Annotated in this window: 21 protein-coding genes; 15 read left to right on the plus strand and 6 right to left on the minus strand. The window is 70.8% G+C overall.

From position 1 onward, the window contains the following. Positions 1-291 precede the first annotated feature (291 nt). From AY578_RS17370 to AY578_RS17400, 7 genes are all read left to right on the plus strand, one after another. Positions 292-1329 carry an MraY family glycosyltransferase gene (locus AY578_RS17370; protein WP_258902953.1) on the plus strand — a complete coding sequence of 346 codons (1038 nt, stop codon included), beginning with the start codon at positions 292-294 and terminating at the stop codon, positions 1327-1329. Between the two features lie 93 nt (positions 1330-1422). Beyond that, positions 1423-3267: a molecular chaperone DnaK gene (dnaK, locus tag AY578_RS17375; RefSeq protein ID WP_006134637.1), complete on the plus strand. Its 1845-nt coding sequence runs from the start codon at positions 1423-1425 to the stop codon at positions 3265-3267. Next, entirely contained in the window at positions 3264-3935 is a 672-nt protein-coding gene (gene grpE / locus AY578_RS17380) for a nucleotide exchange factor GrpE (protein WP_019524248.1), read from the plus strand. The genes dnaK and grpE overlap by 4 nt, the downstream gene beginning before the upstream one ends. Positions 3936-3971: 36 nt before the next feature. Next, a complete protein-coding gene (dnaJ, locus tag AY578_RS17385; RefSeq protein WP_019524249.1) occupies positions 3972-5141 on the plus strand; it encodes a molecular chaperone DnaJ in 1170 nt (389 codons plus the stop codon). A gap of 4 nt (positions 5142-5145) precedes the next feature. After that, positions 5146-5598 (plus strand): heat shock protein transcriptional repressor HspR, encoded by a 453-nt coding sequence (locus AY578_RS17390; protein ID WP_136238942.1) that lies wholly within the window; start codon positions 5146-5148, stop codon positions 5596-5598. 273 nt (positions 5599-5871) lie between these two features. Then, positions 5872-6981 carry a sugar ABC transporter substrate-binding protein gene (locus AY578_RS17395; RefSeq protein WP_234008038.1) on the plus strand — a complete coding sequence of 370 codons (1110 nt, stop codon included), beginning with the start codon at positions 5872-5874 and terminating at the stop codon, positions 6979-6981. A 147-nt stretch (positions 6982-7128) separates the two neighbouring features. After that, complete coding sequence (locus tag AY578_RS17400) at positions 7129-8160, plus strand: helix-turn-helix transcriptional regulator (RefSeq protein WP_019524252.1); 1032 nt, start codon at positions 7129-7131, stop codon at positions 8158-8160. On the opposite strand, the gene AY578_RS17405 is transcribed toward AY578_RS17400, so the two are convergent. Together AY578_RS17405 and AY578_RS17410 are read right to left on the minus strand one after the other, a co-directional pair. Beyond that, positions 8123-9097, minus strand: a complete 975-nt coding sequence (locus AY578_RS17405) for a helix-turn-helix transcriptional regulator (RefSeq protein WP_215187874.1) — start codon at positions 9095-9097, stop codon at positions 8123-8125. The genes AY578_RS17400 and AY578_RS17405 overlap by 38 nt on opposite strands. A gap of 16 nt (positions 9098-9113) precedes the next feature. Further along, a complete protein-coding gene (locus AY578_RS17410; protein ID WP_019524254.1) occupies positions 9114-10058 on the minus strand; it encodes a hypothetical protein in 945 nt (314 codons plus the stop codon). Positions 10059-10418: 360 nt separating this feature from the next. Here AY578_RS17410 and AY578_RS17415 point away from each other — a divergent pair, with 360 nt between their 5' ends. Further along, positions 10419-10754 carry a Rieske (2Fe-2S) protein gene (locus tag AY578_RS17415; RefSeq protein ID WP_019524256.1) on the plus strand — a complete coding sequence of 112 codons (336 nt, stop codon included), beginning with the start codon at positions 10419-10421 and terminating at the stop codon, positions 10752-10754. Positions 10755-10921: 167 nt separating this feature from the next. Here AY578_RS17415 and AY578_RS17420 read toward each other — a convergent pair whose 3' ends face one another. Continuing rightward, a complete protein-coding gene (locus tag AY578_RS17420) occupies positions 10922-11338 on the minus strand; it encodes a pyridoxamine 5'-phosphate oxidase family protein (RefSeq protein ID WP_137207544.1) in 417 nt (138 codons plus the stop codon). A 133-nt stretch (positions 11339-11471) separates the two neighbouring features. Between AY578_RS17420 and clpB the strand changes: the two genes are divergently transcribed. Together clpB and AY578_RS17430 are read left to right on the plus strand one after the other, a co-directional pair. After that, positions 11472-14069 carry an ATP-dependent chaperone ClpB gene (clpB, locus tag AY578_RS17425; RefSeq protein ID WP_019524258.1) on the plus strand — a complete coding sequence of 866 codons (2598 nt, stop codon included), beginning with the start codon at positions 11472-11474 and terminating at the stop codon, positions 14067-14069. Between the two features lie 191 nt (positions 14070-14260). After that, complete coding sequence (locus AY578_RS17430; RefSeq protein WP_020700092.1) at positions 14261-14791, plus strand: YbjN domain-containing protein; 531 nt, start codon at positions 14261-14263, stop codon at positions 14789-14791. Positions 14792-14908: 117 nt separating this feature from the next. Here the strand turns inward: AY578_RS17430 and AY578_RS17435 are convergent, their stop codons facing one another. The 3 genes from AY578_RS17435 to AY578_RS17450 form a co-directional block, all read right to left on the minus strand. Beyond that, positions 14909-15751 (minus strand): aminoglycoside phosphotransferase/kinase family protein, encoded by an 843-nt coding sequence (locus tag AY578_RS17435; protein ID WP_258902955.1) that lies wholly within the window; start codon positions 15749-15751, stop codon positions 14909-14911. 213 nt (positions 15752-15964) lie between these two features. Then, entirely contained in the window at positions 15965-16663 is a 699-nt protein-coding gene (locus AY578_RS17445) for an SCO4225 family membrane protein (RefSeq protein WP_258902956.1), read from the minus strand. 102 nt (positions 16664-16765) lie between these two features. Continuing rightward, positions 16766-17218, minus strand: coding sequence for an ATP-binding protein (locus AY578_RS17450; RefSeq protein WP_215187878.1), 453 nt, complete (start codon positions 17216-17218; stop codon positions 16766-16768). A 154-nt stretch (positions 17219-17372) separates the two neighbouring features. Here AY578_RS17450 and AY578_RS17455 point away from each other — a divergent pair, with 154 nt between their 5' ends. From AY578_RS17455 to AY578_RS17475, 5 genes are all read left to right on the plus strand, one after another. Continuing rightward, positions 17373-18287 carry a helix-turn-helix domain-containing protein gene (locus AY578_RS17455; protein ID WP_258902958.1) on the plus strand — a complete coding sequence of 305 codons (915 nt, stop codon included), beginning with the start codon at positions 17373-17375 and terminating at the stop codon, positions 18285-18287. After that, positions 18250-18375 (plus strand): DUF397 domain-containing protein, encoded by a 126-nt coding sequence (locus AY578_RS17460; protein ID WP_234008040.1) that lies wholly within the window; start codon positions 18250-18252, stop codon positions 18373-18375. Before AY578_RS17455 ends, AY578_RS17460 begins: the two co-directional genes overlap by 38 nt. Before the next feature lie 257 nt (positions 18376-18632). Beyond that, positions 18633-19481, plus strand: a complete 849-nt coding sequence (locus AY578_RS17465; protein WP_258902959.1) for a hypothetical protein — start codon at positions 18633-18635, stop codon at positions 19479-19481. An 84-nt stretch (positions 19482-19565) separates the two neighbouring features. Next, positions 19566-19931 carry a hypothetical protein gene (locus AY578_RS17470; RefSeq protein ID WP_161232939.1) on the plus strand — a complete coding sequence of 122 codons (366 nt, stop codon included), beginning with the start codon at positions 19566-19568 and terminating at the stop codon, positions 19929-19931. A 26-nt stretch (positions 19932-19957) separates the two neighbouring features. Further along, the gene (locus AY578_RS17475) at positions 19958-20263 is read left to right on the plus strand and encodes a type II toxin-antitoxin system PemK/MazF family toxin (RefSeq protein WP_258907383.1); all 306 of its coding nucleotides are present in this window, start codon (positions 19958-19960) and stop codon (positions 20261-20263) included. The last annotated feature ends 4 nt before the right edge of the window (positions 20264-20267 follow it).

The following is a 20267-nucleotide window of genomic DNA, read 5'->3' on the forward strand; positions in this document are numbered from 1 at the left end:
TGCGAGGGGTTCTGGGGGCGGTTTTTCGGTGGGGCTCACGGGGTGTGCCGGCCGGCCGCCGTGCGGCTTGCGTCCGGCTGCCGTTCGGCTTCCCCGAGATTACTAAGCGGTAACTTATGCAGTCCGTCTGAGACTACCCCCATCTCAGGCCGCACTGTAGCCGGGCACGGGGTGATCTGAATCGCTGAGGGTCGCCTACCAAGGCGCCCTTTCGAGGGTGTCCCGGATGGCGTCCGGGATCCGATCGTGTTATTCACGCCAAATCAGTCCATACGCCCCTAACTTATATCCGTGCTCTACGGGATCGCCGCCGCCGCCACCGCCCTGCTGCTCTCCGCCCTCCTCACCGGGGTGCTGCGGACCCCCGCCCTGCGTCTCGGAATCACCGACCGCAGGCGGCGCCGGCCCTTGCCGCTTTCCGGGGGAACGGCCGTCGCGCCGGCCACCCTCCTGGTCGCGGCCGGCGCCGACCGCGCCGGTCTGCTGCCGCTGGGCGCCGGGGTCGGCCGGGTGCTCGCGGCGGCCGGCTGTGTCGCGCTGCTCGGGCTTGCCGCCGACCTGCGGCGGCTGCGGTGGTGGGTCGCACCGGCCGGCACGGCGGTCGCCGCGGGCTTCGTCGTGCCGTACGAGGAGACCGGCGTCGCCGCCGGAGCGGCCGCCGTGGTGTGGATCGCGGTCGCGACCACCGCCTTCCGGGGGCTGGACCACGCCGACGGGCTGGCCGGCACGGTCGGCGCGGTGGGCGCGTTCGGGGTCGCCGCGTGCGCCACGGCCGAGCTGATGGAGGGCCTGGCCGCACTGCTCGGCGTGCTGGCGGCCGCGCTCATCGGCTTCCTGCTGCACAACTGGTTCCCCGCGCAGGCGGGCCTGGGCGCGGCCGGCGCGCTGTTCACCGGCTTCCTGCTGGCCGCCTCGGCGGTTTTCGTCCGGGCCGGGCAGGGAACGGGAGCCGGGGCGGCCGTGCTGTACGCCCTGACGGCGGTCGCGTGTGCGGACGCGGTCCTGGTGGTACTCGGGCGGCGGCTCGACCGCCGTGGGGTGACCCGTGGACGCCCCGACCACCTCGGGCACCGGCTGCGGCGGCTGGGCCTCGCGCCGCGCGCGGTGCCGGTACTGCTGGGCGCCGCCTCCGCGGCGGGGGCGCTGGTCGCGGTGTGCGTGCACACCGGCAGGCTGTCCCCGGGGGCGGCGTGGTGGGTCGCGGCGGGCGCCGCGGTGCTCGTGCTGATGCTGGTGAGGCGTCCCGTCACCCCTGTTTTCCCTCCGCGTCAACGTGTCGCCAGCGCGTCGCCGCAGGTCAGCGGGCGGTTGCGTGTAAGAAGCGGATAAGAGTTGAGTCTGCTCGACTCAGCTCTGTTGACCCGATGGCGGCCGTCATGCATGCTTGAGTCTGTTCCACTCAAGTCAGTTGGAGGAATCGAAATGGCACGTGCGGTCGGCATCGACCTGGGCACGACTAACTCCGTCGTCAGCGTTCTGGAGGGCGGCGAGCCCACCGTCATCACCAACGCCGAGGGCGCCAGGACCACGCCTTCCGTCGTCGCCTTCGCCAAGAACGGTGAGGTGCTGGTCGGCGAGGTGGCCAAGCGCCAGGCCGTGACCAACGTCGACAGGACCATCCGGTCGGTCAAGCGCCACATGGGCACCGACTGGAAGATCAACCTGGACGGCAAGGACTTCAACCCGCAGCAGATCAGCGCCTTCGTGCTGCAGAAGCTGAAGCGGGACGCCGAGGCGTACCTGGGCGAGAAGGTGACCGACGCGGTCATCACCGTCCCGGCGTACTTCAACGACGCCGAGCGCCAGGCGACCAAGGAGGCCGGCGAGATCGCCGGTCTGAACGTGCTGCGCATCGTCAACGAGCCGACGGCCGCCGCCCTGGCGTACGGCCTCGACAAGGACGACCAGACGATCCTCGTCTTCGACCTCGGTGGCGGTACCTTCGACGTCTCCCTCCTGGAGATCGGCGACGGTGTCGTCGAGGTGAAGGCCACCAACGGTGACAACAACCTCGGTGGCGACGACTGGGACCAGCGCGTCGTCGACTACCTGGTCAAGCAGTTCCAGGCCGGCCACGGCGTGGACCTGGCCAAGGACAAGATGGCGCTGCAGCGTCTGCGTGAGGCCGCCGAGAAGGCGAAGATCGAGCTGTCCTCGTCCACCGAGACCTCGATCAACCTCCCCTACATCACGGCTTCCGCCGAGGGCCCCCTGCACCTCGACGAGAAGCTGACCCGCGCCCAGTTCCAGCAGCTGACCGCGGATCTGCTCGAGCGCTGCAAGACCCCGTTCAACAACGTGATCAAGGACGCCGGCATCTCCGTCAGCGAGATCGACCACGTCGTCCTGGTCGGCGGTTCGACCCGTATGCCCGCCGTCGCCGAGCTGGTCAAGGACCTCACCGGCGGCAAGGAGGCCAACAAGGGCGTCAACCCGGACGAGGTCGTCTCCATCGGCGCCGCGCTCCAGGCCGGTGTGCTCAAGGGCGAGGTCAAGGACGTCCTCCTGCTGGACGTCACCCCGCTGTCCCTCGGCATCGAGACCAAGGGCGGCATCATGACCAAGCTGATCGAGCGCAACACCACGATCCCGACCAAGCGCTCCGAGATCTTCACGACGGCCGAGGACAACCAGCCGTCGGTGCAGATCCAGGTCTACCAGGGCGAGCGCGAGATCGCGGCGTACAACAAGAAGCTCGGCATGTTCGAGCTGACCGGTCTGCCGCCGGCGCCGCGTGGCGTCCCGCAGATCGAGGTCTCCTTCGACATCGACGCCAACGGCATCATGCACGTCACGGCGAAGGACCTCGGCACCGGCAAGGAGCAGAAGATGACCGTCACCGGCGGTTCGTCGCTCCCGAAGGACGAGGTCGAGCGCATGCGCCAGGAGGCCGAGAAGTACGCGGAGGAGGACCACGCCCGCCGCGAGGCCGCCGAGACCCGCAACCAGGGCGAGCAGCTCGTCTACCAGACCGAGAAGTTCCTCACGGACAACGCGGACAAGGTGCCCGGCGAGATCAAGACCGAGGTCGAGGCCGCCGTCGCCGAGCTGAAGGAGAAGCTCAAGGGCGAGGACACCGCCGAGATCCGCACGGCCACCGAGAAGGTCGCCGCCGTCTCGCAGAAGCTGGGCCAGGCGATGTACGCCGACGCCCAGGGCGCGCAGGCCGCGGGCGGCGCCTCCGCCGGCGCCGGTGAGGCCAAGGCCGACGACGACGTCGTCGACGCCGAGATCGTCGACGAGGACCGGAAGGACGGTGCGGCGTGACGGAAGAGACCCCGGGCTTCGACGAACAGCAGCAGCCCGATGTCCCTTCCGGCGCACCGTCCGAGGACGCCGAGCCGCAGGCCGCCGCTCCCTCTCGCGAGGAAGAGGCGGCCCCGGCCGGGGACACCGAGCAGAACGCCGCTCTGGTGGCCCAGCTGGACCAGGCCCGTACGGCGCTGAACGAGCGCACCGCGGATCTCCAGCGCCTCCAGGCCGAGTTCCAGAACTACCGCCGCCGTGTCGAGCGGGACCGGGCAGCCGTGAAGGAGACCGCCGTGGCGAATCTCCTGACCGAACTGCTCCCGGTGCTCGACGACATCGGCCGCGCCCGTGAGCACGGCGAGCTCGTCGGCGGCTTCAAGTCGGTCGCGGAGTCGCTGGAGACCACGGCGGCCAAGCTGGGCCTCCAGCAGTTCGGCAAGGAGGGCGAGCCCTTCGACCCGACGATCCACGAGGCCCTGATGCACTCCTACGCGCCGGACGTCACCGAGACGACGTGCGTGGCGATTCTGCAGCCGGGGTACCGCATCGGCGAGCGCACCATCCGCCCCGCGCGGGTGGCCGTCGCCGAGCCGCAGCCCGGCGCGCAGACGGCTCTGCCGGCCGAGGAGGGCACGGAGCAGGCGGACGGGGAGAACAAGGAGAACGGTGGCCCGGAGGAGGGCTGACGTTACGGCTGACGCAGGAAAGGAGGGACGTCGGGGATGAGCACCAAGGACTTCATCGAGAAGGACTACTACAAGGTCCTCGGCGTCCCCAAGGACGCCACCGAGGCCGAGATCAAGAAGGCGTACCGGAAGCTCGCCCGCGAGTACCACCCGGACGCCAACAAGGGGAACGCCAAGGCGGAGGAGCGGTTCAAGGAGATCTCCGAGGCGAACGACGTCCTCGGCGACCCCAAGAAGCGCAAGGAGTACGACGAGGCGCGCGCCCTCTTCGGCAACGGCGGGTTCCGTCCGGGGCCGGGCGCGGGCGGCGGCTCGTTCAACTTCGACCTCGGCGACCTCTTCGGAGGTCAGGCCGGCGGCCAGGGCGGCTTCGGCGGCGGGCTCGGTGACGTCTTCGGGGGCCTGTTCAACCGGGGCGGCCCGGGGACCCAGCGGACCCAGCCGCGCCGGGGCCAGGACATCGAGTCCGAGGTGACGCTCAGCTTCACCGAGGCCATCGAGGGTGCGACCGTCCCGCTGCGGATGTCGTCGCAGTCGCCCTGCAAGGCCTGTTCGGGCACCGGCGACAAGAACGGCACACCGCGCGTGTGCCCGACCTGCGTCGGCACCGGACAGGTGGCGCGGGGCTCGGGCGGCGGTTTCTCGCTGACCGACCCCTGCCCGGACTGCAAGGGCCGTGGCCTGATCGCGGAGGAGCCCTGCGAGGTCTGCAAGGGCAGCGGCCGGGCCAAGTCCTCGCGGACGATGCAGGTGCGCATCCCCGCGGGGGTCAGCGACGGCCAGCGGATCCGGCTGCGCGGCAAGGGGGCGCCCGGCGAGCGGGGCGGCCCCGCGGGCGACCTGTACGTCGTCGTGCACGTCGGCAGCCACCCGGTGTTCGGCCGCAAGGGCGACAACCTGACGGTCACGGTGCCGGTGACGTTCCCCGAGGCGGCTCTCGGGGGCGAGATCCGGGTGCCGACGCTGGGCGGTCCGCCGGTGACGCTGAAGCTGCCGCCGGGCACACCCAACGGACGCACCCTGCGCGCCCGCGGCAAGGGAGCGGTCCGCAAGGACGGCACCCGCGGTGATCTGCTGGTCACCGTCGAGGTGAGTGTTCCCAAGGACCTGTCGGGGAAGGCTCGTGACGCCCTGGAGGCGTATCGCGAGGCAACCGCGGACCAGGATCCGCGGGCGGAGCTGTTCCAGGCCGCGAAGGGAGCTTGATGCGATGGACGGCCGTCGACGCAACCCGTACGAACTGACCCAGGACACCCCGGTCTACGTCATTTCGGTGGCGGCCCAGCTCTCCGGCCTGCACCCGCAGACGCTGCGTCAGTACGACCGTCTGGGGCTTGTGTCGCCGGACCGTACGGCGGGCCGGGGCCGGCGCTACTCGGCCCGTGACATCGAACTGCTCCGTCAGGTGCAGCAGTTGTCGCAGGACGAGGGCATCAACCTGGCCGGAATCAAGCGCATCATCGAACTGGAGAACCAGGTCGCCACCCTCCAGGCCCGTGTGGCCGAACTGGAGGACGCGCTCGACGGCGCGGCGGCGGCCATGCGTCAGCGCGAGGCCGCCGTGCACGCCTCGTACCGCCGTGACCTGGTGCCTTACCAGGAGGTGCAGCAGACCAGCGCGCTGGTGGTCTGGCGCCCCAAGCGTCAGCAGCAGTCCGACTGACCGCGCGCCGAGGCGAAGAGGGGCCCGTGGGTTCACAGAACCCACGGGCCCCTTCTCTTATGTACGAGCACACCTGTGGCTATGGTATGCCTGCGTGTCCAGGTGATCCCCGCGCGATGTCCGCAGGACTTTCACGAGTTCAGCGCACCGTGTCGTGTTCATCTCGTTAAGTGGCTTCCTCTTGACGCGGTGGGCGCCGAAGCGTTGGCTTTTCAGTCACATGGGCCGCATAGCTGTGCCCACGTCCAATACGCACCTGAAGTGAGCCCTCGCATGCGTCGTTTCGCCATATCCGTGGCCGCCGTCTCCATGTCCGTCACGCTCGCCGGCTGCGGCATGCTCGACGCGACGGGCGGCACCGACGACGCGAGCCCGGCCAAGGGCGACGACATCACGGTGGGCCTGCTCCTCCCGGAGAAGGCCAACACGCGCTACGAGCAGTTCGACTACCCCATCTTCAAGAAGAAGGTGGAGGAGCTCACGAGCAGCAAGGGCAAGGTCGAGTACGCCAACGCCGAGGCGGACGCCGACAAGCAGGCCGGCCAGATGCAGCGCATGATCGACAAGAGGGTCGACGTCATCGTGCTGGACGCGGTGGACGCGCACGGCATCGCGGAGAGCGTCGCCAAGGCGAAGGACGCCGGCATCCCGGTCATCGCCTACGACCGGCTCGCCGAGGGCCCGATCGACGCGTACATCTCCTTCGACAACTCGCTCGTCGGCGAGGTGCAGGGGCGTTCCCTGCTGGAGGCGCTGGGCGGCGAGCTGAGCATCACCGACAAGATCGTGATGATGAACGGCTCGTCCACGGACCCCAACGCCAAGCAGTTCAAGGCCGGTGCGCTGTCCGAGCTCAAGGGCAAGGTCACCATCGCCAAGTCCTTCGACACCAAGGACTGGGACCCGAAGAACGCCGAGAAGAACATGAAGGAGGCGATCGGCGAGATCGGCCTCGACAACATCAAGGGCGTCTACTCCGCCAACGACGGCATGGCGGGCGGCATCGTGAAGGCGCTGCGCGCCGCCGGCGTGACCAAGCTGCCGCCGATCACCGGCCAGGACGCGGAACTCGCCGCGGTGCAGCGGATCGTGACCGGCGAGCAGTACATGAGCGTCTACAAGTCCTACCCGGAAGAGGCCGAGAACGCCGCCGAGATGGCCGTGGCGAAGGTCCAGGGCCGGGACATCCAGTTCGACGCGCTCACCCGCGACCGCGTCGACAGCCCCACCGACCAGGACATCCCGGCGCAGCTGGTGCCCGTGGTCGCGCTGACCCAGGACAACCTGGAGGACACCGTCCTCGCCGACGGCTTCTATGAGATGTCCGACATCTGCACCGGCGACTTCAAGGACGCGTGCGCGGAGATCGGGCTCAAGAAGTAACCCTGTGCACCCTCGTACGCCTCCGTACGAATTCGGCCACCGGCCGGCCCCCGGGCCGGTGCGGTGGCCGGTCCCGTGTTGCACAGCAGGTTCCGGCCGCGCATAGTTGCGCTGCGGAAGACGCTGATACCGGGGGTGGGATGGGCGATGGCCGGGCACGGGGCGGACGAGCATCCGCACGGTGCTGACCGACTGTGCGAGGCCGGGGACCGCGTGTACTCCCGGGCCGTACGGCGCGGACGGCTGCCGCGCCGGGAGGCCGAGCGGGTCCCCTGCCTCATGGAGCTCGCCCTGCTGCACCCCGACCCGGACGACATGGACTGGCTGGTCCCGACCTCCCCGCAGGAGGTCATGACCCGGTTGCTGCGCGGCATGTACGACGAGGTGAGGGCGAGTCAGCGCCGGGTCGGCTCGGCGGTCGCCGCCTTCGAGTGGTACGCCGGTCTGGGCAGCCAGGTGCCGGCCCCGGGCGGCTTCTCGGAGGGCCCCGCGATCCGTGTGCTGGACGGACTGGCCCGCATCCAGGCCGCGATGGACGAGGCGACGCAGGCGTGCACCACCGAGGTGCTGACCGTCCAGCCCGGCGGCATCCGGCGCGAGGCCGAGCTGTCGGAGGGCCTGCACCGGGCGATGGCGCTGCGCGGGCGGGGCGTGCGGATGCGGGACCTGTACACCCATGTCGCCCGGCACGGGCACGGGTTGCTCAGCTATCTGGAGCTGATGGGCGACGCGGTGGAGGCGCGGACGCTGGACGAGGTCATCGAGCGGCTGATCCTCTTCGACCGCACGGTCGCCTTCATCCCCGCGAACTCCGAGCGCACGATGGCGCTGGAACTGCGGCACCCTGCGCTGGTGGAGTACCTGGGCACGGTCTTCGAGCGCCTGTGGCGCCTCGCCATCCCGCTGACCGCGCCGCTCCCCGACACGGGCATCGAGGGCATCTCGCACCGCGAGCAGTCCATCGCCGCGCTCCTCGCGGAGGGCCACCAGGACGCGGTCATCGCGGAACGCCTGGGCATCAGCGTCCGTACCTGCCGGGCCCACATCGCGCGCCTCTCGGAGACGCTGGGGGCGGCGAGCCGGACGCAGCTGGGGGTGCGGATCGCCCAGGCGGGGCTGGACGGCGCACAGACGCCGGTGGTCATCCCCCCTGGTCGAGGATCCCCGACCTCCCGATGAGGTAGCCGAGCTGGGCGCGGCTGCTGCTGCCAAGGACCGCGGCGAGCTTGGCGATGTGCTCCCGCGCGGTGCGGATGTTCATGCCGAGCCGGTCGGCGATGACGGCGTCCGTGTGTCCCTCGACGAGCAGCGCGGCGATGGCGCGCTGGCGCGGGGTGACGCCGTTGAGGGTGGGCTGCCGGTCCGCCTCCGGGTACATGGGCGAGGCGAGGTGCCACAGCCGGTCGAAGGTGGTGACCAGGAACGCCACGATCGCCGGGTGCCGGATCTCCAGGGCGGTGGAGCGTTCGGGGCCGGCCGGGATGAAGGCGACCTCGCGGTCGACGACGACGAGGCGGTCGGTGATCTCGTCCAGGGAGCGCGCCTCGACGTCGCCGCTGAGGCGTTCGTAACGCCAGGCCAGCGAGGGCGCGTGGCGCAGGGTGTGCTGGTACAGGGCGCGGATGCGGCCGCCGCGGTCCAGCAGGGCCTGGTCGCGCCGGACGGCGGGCTCGTGGACGGCCGGGTCGAAGCGGACGTAGCTGCGGTACGGCTGGACCGCGAGGAGTTCCGTCGCGTCGGCCATCGCCTCGCCGATGACCCGCCCGATGCGCTCCATGCCGTTGTGCCGGGTGACGAGGGAGGACTCCTGCTCCGCCGGCTCACGGGCGCGCAGCAGCGGGGTCAGGGTCTCCGCGAGCCGTTCCTGACGCCGCCGCTCCTCGGCGACGCGGTCCTCGGAGGCGCGCAGCAGCCGGTGCAGGGCGAGGTGCGGCGGGACCGGCTCCAGGCGCTCGGGGTCGTCCTGGGCGGGGCGGAGGAGGCCGAGGCGGAGCAGGAGGGGGGCCTCCGCGTCCGTCGCGGCGGGCAGGCGGCCCTCGTCCAGGGCACGGGCGTACAGGTCCAGTGCCTCCGCCCGGAGGGCCTCGGTGGCCTCGTGTGGCGCGTCGCCGCTCATGCTGGTCGCCCCCCGGTCAGTGGTCCTGCTCGAGAATGCCCGACTGTGCGATCAGATACCCCAGTTGGGCACGGCTTCCGCTGCCGAGCGCGGTGGCCAGTTTCGCTATGTGCGCCCGGCAGGTGCGGACGTTCATGCCGAGGCGGCGCGCGATGGCCTCGTCGACGTGTCCCTCGACGAGCAGCTTGGCGATCGAGTGCTGGATGTCGGTGAGGCCGTCCGCCGCGGTCTCGTAGGGGGTGCCGGCGGTGAGCGGGACCGCCCGGCCCCACATGAACTCGAAGACCTTGATGAGGTAGCGGACCAGCCCGGGGTGGCGCAGTTCGAGGGCGACCTGGCGGTCGTCCCGGACGGGGATGAAGGCGACGGTGTCGTCGCAGATGATGAGGCGTTCGACGAGTTCGTCGATGGTGCGGTACTCCACCTTGCCGTCGGCGAACTGCTCGGTCCAGGCGATGCGTTCGGGGTTGTACCGTGCGGTGTGCTGGTAGAGCGTCCTGATGCGCACCCCGCGTTCGATGAGGGGCCGGTCGCGCTCCAGCGCCTCGATCAGGCGCTGCTCCGGGTGACGGTTCTTCGGCTGGACGGTGAGGACTTCGTGCCGGCATTGCGAGGTCGCCAGGTCGAGCGCCTCGTTGATCCTGTCGAGTCCTTCGAGCACGGTGATGGAGTGTGCCGGTTCCGTCAGGGGCGCGCCGAGTCCTATGAAGGGCTCGAACGTCTCCGCCAGTTCCATGGTCAGCCGTCTGCGTTCGGTGATCTCGCGCTCGATCGGGTCGAGGCGCTGCGCCAGGACGACGGACGGCGGGACGGGGCGCAGCCAGTCGGGGTCGTCGGGATCGGGGTGGAGCAGGGAGAAGTCGACCAGGCAGGGTGCGGCTTCGGCCTCCGCCCGGGGGATACGTCCCGTGCGCAGAGCGTTCGCGTACAGACGACTTCCTTCCGCGCACAGCTCCGTCATGGGATGGGGATGCACGGTTTTGGTCCGATTCGTTGACAAATCTCCACCCCCCAGGCTCCTGAACATGCAGGAACATGATGCACCGATCGTGTGGCCATGACGTGCCCGAATGAGCCATCGTCTTACTTGACGGGGGAAAAGGGGACCTTCGAGTGAGGACGAAGCCGACTATGCGTAAGAGAATGCTTCGCTCGGTGCTTGTCGCCGCCTTCTCCGCCGTTGTGGCCTTCGGTGCGCTGAGTGGCCCTGCCGGCGCACAGAGCGGCGTGGAGGGTGACACGGTCTGGTCGAGTGAGGCCGTGGGCGCGGGTGACGGCGAGGACGTGGTCTACCGCCCGGCAGACACTGTCTGGAGCTGACGTGACCACCCCACCTGACGACCGCTCCTTCCGGCGCGAGATGGCCACCGCCTACCGGTCCGGATGGCACTTCATCGACCTGGTCACCGCCATCCCCCACAGCGGTGACTCGTTGATGGTGACCGTCTTCGGTGAGCCCGTGGTCGTCACCCGCGACGAGGACGGCGACGTGCGGGCGTACCGGTGCCTGCGCCGGCCCAGGGGGGCGCCCAAGCCAGTCCGGTGCGCCATCCGGTACGGCATGATCTTTGTGAACCTGGACCAGCGGGACCACCGGCAGGTGGAGTCCGACTCCCCTGCCCCCCGTACCATCTCGGCCACCCCCCGCAGTGCCTGACGCGATTCCCCCGTCGTAAAAGATCGCGCAGGTGCTTCCCCCCGCAGCGGCGTCACCGTGACCTGAACACGGTGACGCCGCTGCAGTTTTGGGCGACATTTCGGGGTATCACCCAGGTCGGCTGATGGCCGGAAGCCATCGCTTTCCGGTGATGATCACACCGCTCCTCACCCCCGCCCCATCGCCCGCGTGAGGGCGATCTCGATGACGACCCGGTCCGGGTTGGGCCCCGGCATCCGCCCGTACCGCTCCGCGTACCGCTCCACCGCGTCCTGAACCCGCTCCGGCTCCGTGCGTACCCGCGCGCGTCCCTCCAGCGTCGCCCACCTCCCGCCGTCCACCTGGCAGACCGCGACGGGCGCGCCCTCGTCCCCGGCCGCCCGGATGTGGCGGACCTTCGCGCTGGTCCGGTTGGTGATCACCCGCGCGAGCAGATGCTCAGGGTCATAGGTGACTCCTACGGGTACCAGATGCGGCGTGCCGTCCGGGCGGAGCGTGGTCAGCGTGCACAGGTGCCGCTCGCGCCAGAAGCTGAGATAGGAGGCGTCCGGATCGCCCGGATCGACCGCGTACGTGAGGGTCATGCCCCGGAACTTAGCCCCGAAGCCCTCGCCGGTACGACCTTGAGTGAACTAGACTCAAGTTTGTGGACGCTGGCACAGTCAGCCAGACGCATGCCGATGGTCGTCGAAGGGCACCAAGGAGGAGAACGGACACGTGGACGCCGAGCTGACCAACCGGAGCCGGGACGCACTGGCCGCCGCCGGCAACCGGGCCGTGACCGAGGGGCACCCCGACCTCACCCCCGCGCACCTGCTGCTCGCCCTGCTCGCCGGGCAGGAGAACGAGAACATCACGGACCTGCTCGCCGCGGTGGACGCCGACCAGGCCGCCGTGCGCGCCGGGGCCGAGCGTGTCCTCGCCGGGCTGCCGAGCGTCACCGGATCGACGGTGGCGCCGCCGCAGCCCAACCGTGAGCTGCTCGCCGTCGTCGCGGACGCGCAGTCCCGCGCGAACGAACTCGGCGACGAGTACCTGTCCACGGAGCATCTGCTGATCGGCATCGCCGCCAAGGGCGGGGCCGCCGGAGAGGTACTGTCCCGGCAGGGCGCCACCGCGGACAAGCTGCAGGAGGCCTTCCAGAAGGCGAGGGGGACGCGCCGGGTGACCACTCCCGACCCGGAGGGCCAGTACAAGGCCCTCGAGAAGTTCGGCACCGACCTGACCGCCGCCGCCCGTGAGGGCAGGCTGGACCCCGTCATCGGACGGGACCAGGAGATCCGGCGGGTGGTGCAGGTGCTCAGCCGCCGTACCAAGAACAACCCCGTGCTGATCGGTGAGCCGGGCGTCGGCAAGACCGCCGTCGTCGAGGGGCTCGCCCAGCGGATCGTCAAGGGCGACGTGCCCGAGTCGCTGAAGAACAAGCGGCTGGTCGCGCTGGACCTGGGCGCGATGGTCGCGGGCGCCAAGTACCGCGGCGAGTTCGAGGAGCGGCTGAAGACCGTGCTCGCGGAGATCAAGGAGTCCGACGGGCAGATCATCACGTTCATCGACGAGCTGCACACGGTCGTCGGCGCGGGCGCCGGAGGCGACTCCGCGATGGACGCCGGCAACATGCTGAAGCCGATGCTGGCGCGCGGCGAGCTGCGCATGGTCGGCGCGACCACGCTCGACGAGTACCGCGAGCGGATCGAGAAGGACCCGGCGCTGGAGCGGCGCTTCCAGCAGGTGCTGGTCGCCGAGCCGTCCGTGGAGGACTCCATCGCGATCCTGCGCGGACTCAAGGGCCGTTACGAGGCGCACCACAAGGTGCAGATCGCGGACAGTGCGCTGGTCGCCGCGGCCACCCTCTCCGACCGGTACATCACCTCCCGCTTCCTGCCGGACAAGGCCATCGACCTGGTCGACGAGGCCGCCTCCCGGCTGCGCATGGAGATCGACTCCTCGCCCGTCGAGATCGACGAGCTGCAGCGCGCCGTGGACCGGCTGCGGATGGAGGAGCTGGCCCTCAGCAAGGAGACGGACCAGGCGTCCAAGGAGCGCCTGGAGAAGCTGCGCCGCGACCTCGCCGACAAGGAGGAGGAGCTGCGCGGTCTCACCGCCCGCTGGGAGAAGGAGAAGCAGTCCCTCAACCGGGTCGGTGAGCTGAAGGAGAAGCTGGACGAGCTGCGCGGCCAGGCCGAACGCGCCCAGCGCGACGGCGACTTCGACACCGCGTCCAAGCTGCTCTACGGCGAGATCCCGGCCCTCGAACGCGACCTGGAGGCCGCCTCGGAGGCCGAGGAGGAGGTCGCCAAGGACACCATGGTCAAGGAGGAGGTCGGCGCGGACGACATCGCCGACGTCGTCGCCTCCTGGACCGGCATCCCGGCCGGCCGGCTGATGGAGGGCGAGACGCAGAAGCTGCTGCGCATGGAGGAGGAGATCGGCAAGCGGCTGATCGGGCAGTCCGAGGCCGTGCGCGCCGTCTCCGACGCGGTGCGGCGTTCGCGGGCCGGCGTGTCCGACCCGGACCGGCCGACCGGCTCCTTCCTCTTCCTCGGCCCGACCGGTGTCGGCAAGACCGAGCTGGCCAAGGCGCTCGCGGACTTCCTCTTCGACGACGAGCGGGCGATGGTCCGCATCGACATGTCGGAGTACGGCGAGAAGCACAGCGTCGCCCGGCTGGTCGGCGCGCCCCCCGGCTACGTCGGCTACGAGGAGGGCGGCCAGCTCACCGAGGCGGTGCGGCGCCGTCCGTACAGCGTGGTGCTGCTCGACGAGGTGGAGAAGGCGCACCCGGAGGTCTTCGACATCCTGCTCCAGGTGCTGGACGACGGCCGGCTCACCGACGGCCAGGGCCGCACGGTGGACTTCCGCAACACGATCCTGGTGCTGACGTCGAACCTGGGCAGCCAGTACCTGGTGGACCCGGTCAGCTCCGAGGAGGAGAAGCGGGAGCAGGTGCTCGAGGTGGTCCGGGCGTCGTTCAAGCCGGAGTTCCTCAACCGCCTGGACGACCTGGTCGTCTTCTCCGCGCTCACCAAGGCCGAGCTGGAGCGGATCGCGGCGCTCCAGATCGACGCGCTGGCCCGGCGGCTCGCTGAGCGGCGGCTCACCCTGGACGTCACGCCCGAGGCGCTTCAGTGGCTGGCCGAGGAGGGCCTGGACCCGGCGTACGGCGCGCGGCCGCTGCGCCGGCTGGTGCAGACCGCGATCGGCGACCGGCTCGCGAAGGAGATCCTCTCCGGCGAGATCAAGGACGGCGACACGGTCCGGGTGGACCGCTTCGGGGACGAGCTGATCGTCGGCCCCGCCACGGGCAAGACACTCTGAGTCACGCTTCCGCCTGCCGGGCCCGATGTGATGTGCGGATCTCCCGCGCGCACGTTGGGCCCGCGGCCTTTCCGGGTACCCCGGACCTGACCGGATCGAGTCAGCCCTCGGCTGACAGGCCCCGTCGGGGCTTGCCACCCCCCTCCCCGCATGGGGGAGGATGGCGGGATCCGTACGAAGGGAAATACACGGTGACCATCGACCCGTCCTCGATTCCGAATTTCGGGGGCCAGCAGCCCGAGCCGCAGCCCCAAGGACCGGCGGGCCCCGTCGTCCCGGATCAGGACCTCGTGAAGCAGCTCCTCGACCAGATGGAGCTCAAGTACGTCGTCGACGACGAGGGTGACCTCGCGGCGCCGTGGGAGCAGTTCCGCACGTACTTCATGTTCCGTGGGGAGGGCGACCAGCAGATCTTCTCCGTCCGGACGTTCTACGACCGGCCGCACCAGATCGACGAGAAGCCCGCGCTGCTGGAGTCCATCGACGACTGGAACCGGCGCACGCTGTGGCCCAAGGTGTACACGCACACCCACGACGACGGCACGGTCCGTCTCATCGGTGAGGCGCAGATGCTGATCGGCATGGGCGTCAGCCTGGAGCACTTCGTCTCCTCGACGGTCAGCTGGGTGCGGGCCGCCATCGAGTTCGACAAGTGGCTCGTCGAGCAGCTCGGCCTGGAGCAGGAGATCAACGACGCGGACAAGCCCGACGACGACGCGTAGGCGCCCACACGCGCGAACGGCGACGCCGGCCAGGCGCCCGCCGCAGGGGAGCCCAGCCCGGCCCGAAGACCGGCCCACCCGGCCGGTCACGGTGCCGGGCTCTCTCATGCCCTGGGTTCAGTCCTGTCCGCAGCGGTCGAGTGCGGCGCGGACCCGGTTGAGGCCCTCCCCCCTCCAGCGGGCCCGGTCGGGCATCTGGTCGTCCCGGCGCCAGCGCCAGGCGGAGAACAGCGCCCAGTTCAGGGCGCGGCACCGGTGGATCAGGTCGTGGTCGGCCCCCTCGTAGTGCTCCGCCACTTCCTCGGGTGCGTGGGCGAGGTCGAACTCGACCGGTCCGCGGCAGCAGGTGGCGAGGTCCACGAGAAGCGGGCCTCGCCTCGTGTTCAGGAGGTTGCCCGGGTGAGGCTCGCCGTGCAGCAGCTGGTCCCCGGCCTTGCCGCCGCTGATCGCGGCGCTCAGCCCGCCGAGTGTGTCGCTGAGGAACGCCCGGTCGTCATCGGTCAGCTCGGGGGACCGCTCCCGGTCGTTCACCTCTCTCAGCGCCGCGGCGACCCGGTCGGTGAAGTGCGGCGCGTCCAGATCGACCCGCCGCAGGGCGGCATGGTGCCGCCGGAACGCGTCCGCGTAGTCGGCCGGCGCGATCTCCGCTCCCAGGGACTCGTAGTAGGTCCAGAGCGAGACGGCGAAGCCGTCCCGTACGAAGACCCGGGGCTCGACCCGGGGATCCAGCTCCGCCACCGGCGCGTCGACGGCGGCGAGCCGGCGGGCGACCTCCACCTCGAACTCGGAATCAGCCAGATGCCCCGGCGGCGCGACCCTGGCGAGGACATCGCACGGGAGCAGGCGCAGCGCGACACGGTCCGAGTTGTGGACGACGACCGCCTCGCCGACCTGAAGGCCCAGCTCCGAGGCGGTCGCCCGGCCTGCCGCGACGGCGCGGCGCAGTTCTGATGGCTCCATGCCGGTACTTCCCCTCGTCGTCCGTCGTGGCCATCATTCGGCGGCCGCTCCCGTGCCGTCCAGCGCTGCTGCGTGTCGACGGAGCGCCACCGGAGGTCCGCCGCATCCTCGCGGCCCGCCTCCCGGGCCGCCCGTCCCCGGCCGTCACCGCCGTCCTCCGCCCTCACCGCGGCCTGACGGGCGTGGCGGGCCTGGTGGTGCGGCGCCTCGGGGTCAGCCGCGGGCCGCCGGGCCCCCGATCCTGCGGGTGAGGCGGCCGATCAGCACGGCGTTGACCAGTCCGGCCAGGACGATGCCGGCGGTGAAGACCAGCGTGCTCATCCAGGGGAGCCCGAACTCGGCCGGCAACGACACCGCCGCGGCGAGGAAGCTGAGCGGCGCCGCCGCGAGGAGCGGCCAGATGCCCGCGAACCCGGGGTCCGGCGACAGCAGCACGGCGTACAGGAAAGTGCCCAGGGCCGCCGCGACCACGGCGACGTAGATCCGCGCGGGCCAGTTGTCGACGGCGGCCGCGAGCAGCGCGCGTCGCGGGCGCGCCGGGGGCGTCTGGACCGGGGCCCGGTCCGGCGCCAGGTCCGGTCTGCGGTCCGGTATGCGGTCCGGTCTGCGGAGGAGCGCACCGAGCGCGGCGGCGTTCGCCAGGGCGCACAGCAGCATCCACCCGACGAACACCACGGCTGCCGCCACCTCGGCCGCCCCGCCTCCCGCCACACCGGCCCCGACGGGCACGAAGACGGGCAGGAAGGAGAGCGGCGCGGTGAGCACCATCGGCGCCATGGCGAGCGGGCTGTCCGGGGCGAGGAACATCGCCGCGAAGCCGAGGGCGACAAGGCCCAGGTAGGCGCGGGCGGCCAGGCTGTCCGTGGCGAGTGCGAGGAGTCGCCGCGGGCCGAAACGGGGAGAGGTCGGCATCGAAGGCCCTTCCTGAGCCGGTACGGGTGGGTGATCCCCACAGTGACCGGCAGGGCCGTGCCCCGGCATGAGTACCGGTACTCACCACCGGCGTCACGGCACTCATCCGCCCTTTCCAGGGCAGGCCGTACTCACCAGCGCGCACTCCGCCCACACCGTCTTGCCCACGGGTTGGCGCGGCTCCCAGCCCCAGCGCTCCGCCAGGACGTCCACCAGCAGAAGGCCACGCCCGGACTCGCCCTCGGGCGGCGTCACGGGTGTGGCCAGGGGCGGCCGCTTGTCCGTGGCGGCGTCCGACACTTCGGCCCGTACCAGGCCCGCCGTCACGTCCAGCACGAGCCGCACGCCGAAGTCCCGGCCCGGGACACGTCCGTGCTGTACGGCGTTCGCCGCCAGCTCCCCGACGACCAGGGCGACCGTGCACGACACGTCCGACGCCGACTGGTGTCCCCACCCCTCCAGACACCGCACGGCGAACCGCCGGGCGAGCCGCGCGCCGTGCGGCGAGGAGGGGAACTGCGCTGCGGCCGTGGGGGCGAGGGGTTCTGTCAGCACGGCGTGGTCCGTCCTTCTCTGTGAGTGACTTGTCACGTTCCGTGGTCAACGTTCGGTGGTCCGGCCTACTCTCAAAAGAGGGTGCGGGCTTACCTTTCAGGCCATAAGGAACGGAAGTGACGCTTTGGCCAACGGAATTGACCCCAGTACGTCGATGGCCGCGCTGTTCGGCGCACGGGTGCGGAGACTGCGGACGGTGGCCGGGCTCACGCAGGCCGAACTCGGCGCGCTCACCCACGTGGTGAGCACCCGGATCACCCAGATCGAGCGGGCCTCGGGCGCGAAACCGACGCTGGAACTGGCGCGGGCGCTGGATGCGGCGCTCGGTGCGGACGATCTGCTCGTGGAGCTGTGGCCGTACGTGTACCGGGAGGCGTTTCCGGACTGGTCGCGGAAATTCATGGAGTACTCGGAGAGGGCGGTCGCGGTACGGCAGTACGCGGCGCATGTGGTGCCGGGTCTGTTGCAGACGGAGGACTATGCGCGGGCCGTGCTCAAAGTCGGCCGAACGCTCAGCAGCGAGGCGCAGTTGGAGGAGCGGGTCGCCCTTCGCATGGGACGACAGGAACGCCTCGGCGCACCGGATCGGCCGGAGCTGTGGGTCGTACTCGACGAGGCGGTACTCCGGCGCCCGGTCGGCGGGTTGCCGGTGATGCGTGACCAGTTGACGCGGCTGCTCGCTTCGGCGACGGAGCCCCACATCACCGTGCAGGTACTGCCGTTCGACCAGGGAGAGCACGAAGTCATGGGCGGCTCCCTGACGGTCCTCACCATGCCGGACGGCAGGGAGGTGGCCTACACGGAGGGGGCTCACTACGGCCAACTCGTCGAAGAACCAGACGAGGTCGCGAGTCTCGCGCTGACCTACGATCGGCTGCGGGCGGCAGCTCTGCCCCCGCTCATGTCGCTCGACATGATCCGATTCGTGAGGGAGGACAACCATCGTGGAGCGAACGTCCCGTCCCGATCTGAGCGTCGCCGTGTGGCGCAAGAGCAGCTACAGCAATCAGGAAGGGGGCGACTGCGTGGAGGTGGCCGACGGCCTCCCCGGCCTCGTCCCCGTACGTGACAGCAAGGTCCCGCAGGGGCCGACCCTCTGCTTCGCCGGCGCCCCCTGGACCGCCTTCATAGGCGACCTCAAGTCCCGCCGTCACTAGGCCGGTCCGCGCCCACCGATCCCTCGTCCGCGGGGGCCCGGTGGGCCGCTGACCTCCCCAAAGAACCGGGAGAAAGAACTACCCACCCACCCACCCTCCCCGCCGGAGAGCGGCGCTTCACTCGTGCGAGTGACCGGCTTGCAGGGGCGGGACACGGGCCGTTACGTTCGCCGCGACAACCGCAAACAGAGACGGCCCCCGGCCGGGACGGGCATCCCGGACGAGGGCCTGACCGATCAGGAAGAAGCACCTTCCCGATGGCTGACTCGCAGTCTAACGCGCGCCTGCGCGCCGACGCCGGTGCTCCGCGCTCCGGTGTGATCCACGTCCGCACCCGTCTCACGGCCGACTTCACCGTGGTCGCCAACGCCCTCGCGCAGCGGCGTGGCAGCGCGGTCACCGTCGGCGTCGCGGTGTACATCCTGTCCCTGCCCAGCGGCTCCCCGGTGACGATCGCGGCCCTGTGCGCGCACTTCACCGAGGGCGAGATCCTGATCTCGCGGGCGCTGAGGGAGCTGGAGGCCGCCGGGTACCTGGAGCGCCGCCGCGAGCGGACGCCGTCGGGGCAGATCCGTACGCGGACGTACTTCTACGACGTGCCCGGGAGTACCCCGGACCCGGACCCGGACCCGGAGCCGGACCCGGACGGTCCGCCGGACCCGCCCCGCCCTGGTAAGCAGCCCGCAGCCGACGAGACCCCCGCCGAGGAACCGTCGGCGGCGCTCACGGAAGCGGACCCGCAGGCCATCTCCGTCCTGGCGTCCCTCCGCCACGTCGACCCACGCCTCGTGCTGTCCGGACGGGAGGCCGTGCGACTGGCGCCCGCCGTCACCGCGTGGCTGGCGGCCGGTGTCGCACCCGCCCAGATCACCAGAACGCTGACGACAGGCCTCCCCGACCGCTTCCTGACCCGCCCGGCGGGCCTCCTCGCGTTCCGCCTCCGCGAGACCCCACTGCCCGCGCCGCCACCCCCGGAGCCCGTCGCCCGCCCGGTCGTACCGCCCCTCCAGACCTGCGACGGCTGCGACCGCGCCTTCCGCGCCCCGCAACCAGGCCGCTGCCGTGACTGCCGCCCGGCCGGGACGATGTTCCCGGCCGCCGCCTGACCCTCGGTCCAGCACGCTTGACCGGCCCGGACACAGGGCGGAGACTGGATGTATTACATCTGTCATACATGAGGGGAGGCGAGGATGGCCGCCAAGACGGAGCGAAAGGGTCATGCCGCGACCGGCACCCCGGGAAAGCGCGGTCCGGCCGCACCCCGGACGTCGCAGACGCGCCGGAAGCAGGGTGACAGCGGCGCGACCAGCGTGGCCCAGGTGCGGCTGCGCCCGGACGAGTTGGAGGATCTGCATCGGGTGATGCGGACGCTCCAGCTCGGCTCGCTCTCCGAGGCGCTGCGCGAAGGCCTGCGCCTGCTGTCCCGAGAGGCTGCCGAGGTCGCCGCCTCCCAGGAGATCCGCGACTTCTACGAGGGTGCTCAGGCACCCGTTCCCGAGGGCGTGCGGCCTGCCACGGAGGACGAGCTGGCGGCAGCGGACGAGATCGAGTGGTGACCGTCGGCTCCCCGCTCCGGGGGGAGGTGTGGGGGTGCGTGCTCCCCACGCCCATCGGCCCGCACCCCGTGGTCGTCCTGACGGTGAACCGGTTGGCCGAGCCGTTGTCGGCCCTGACCGTCGCCATGATCACCGGCACGTCCGGCCCGGCCGCCACACACGTCCCGGTCGGGCCCGACTGCGGGGTCACCAAGTACGACGAGTCATACGTCAACTGCACCGACCTGCACACCGTCGACAAGCCGAGGCTTCGCCGGCGCCTCGGCCTGCTGACGCCGAGCGAGCTGCGGAGCGTGGAGGACCGCCTGCGCGTCATCCTCGGCCTGGTTTAGGGAC

Source organism: Streptomyces thermocarboxydus (genome assembly GCF_024760485.1).
GTDB classification, from domain to species: Bacteria; Actinomycetota; Actinomycetes; order Streptomycetales; family Streptomycetaceae; genus Streptomyces; species Streptomyces cellulosae.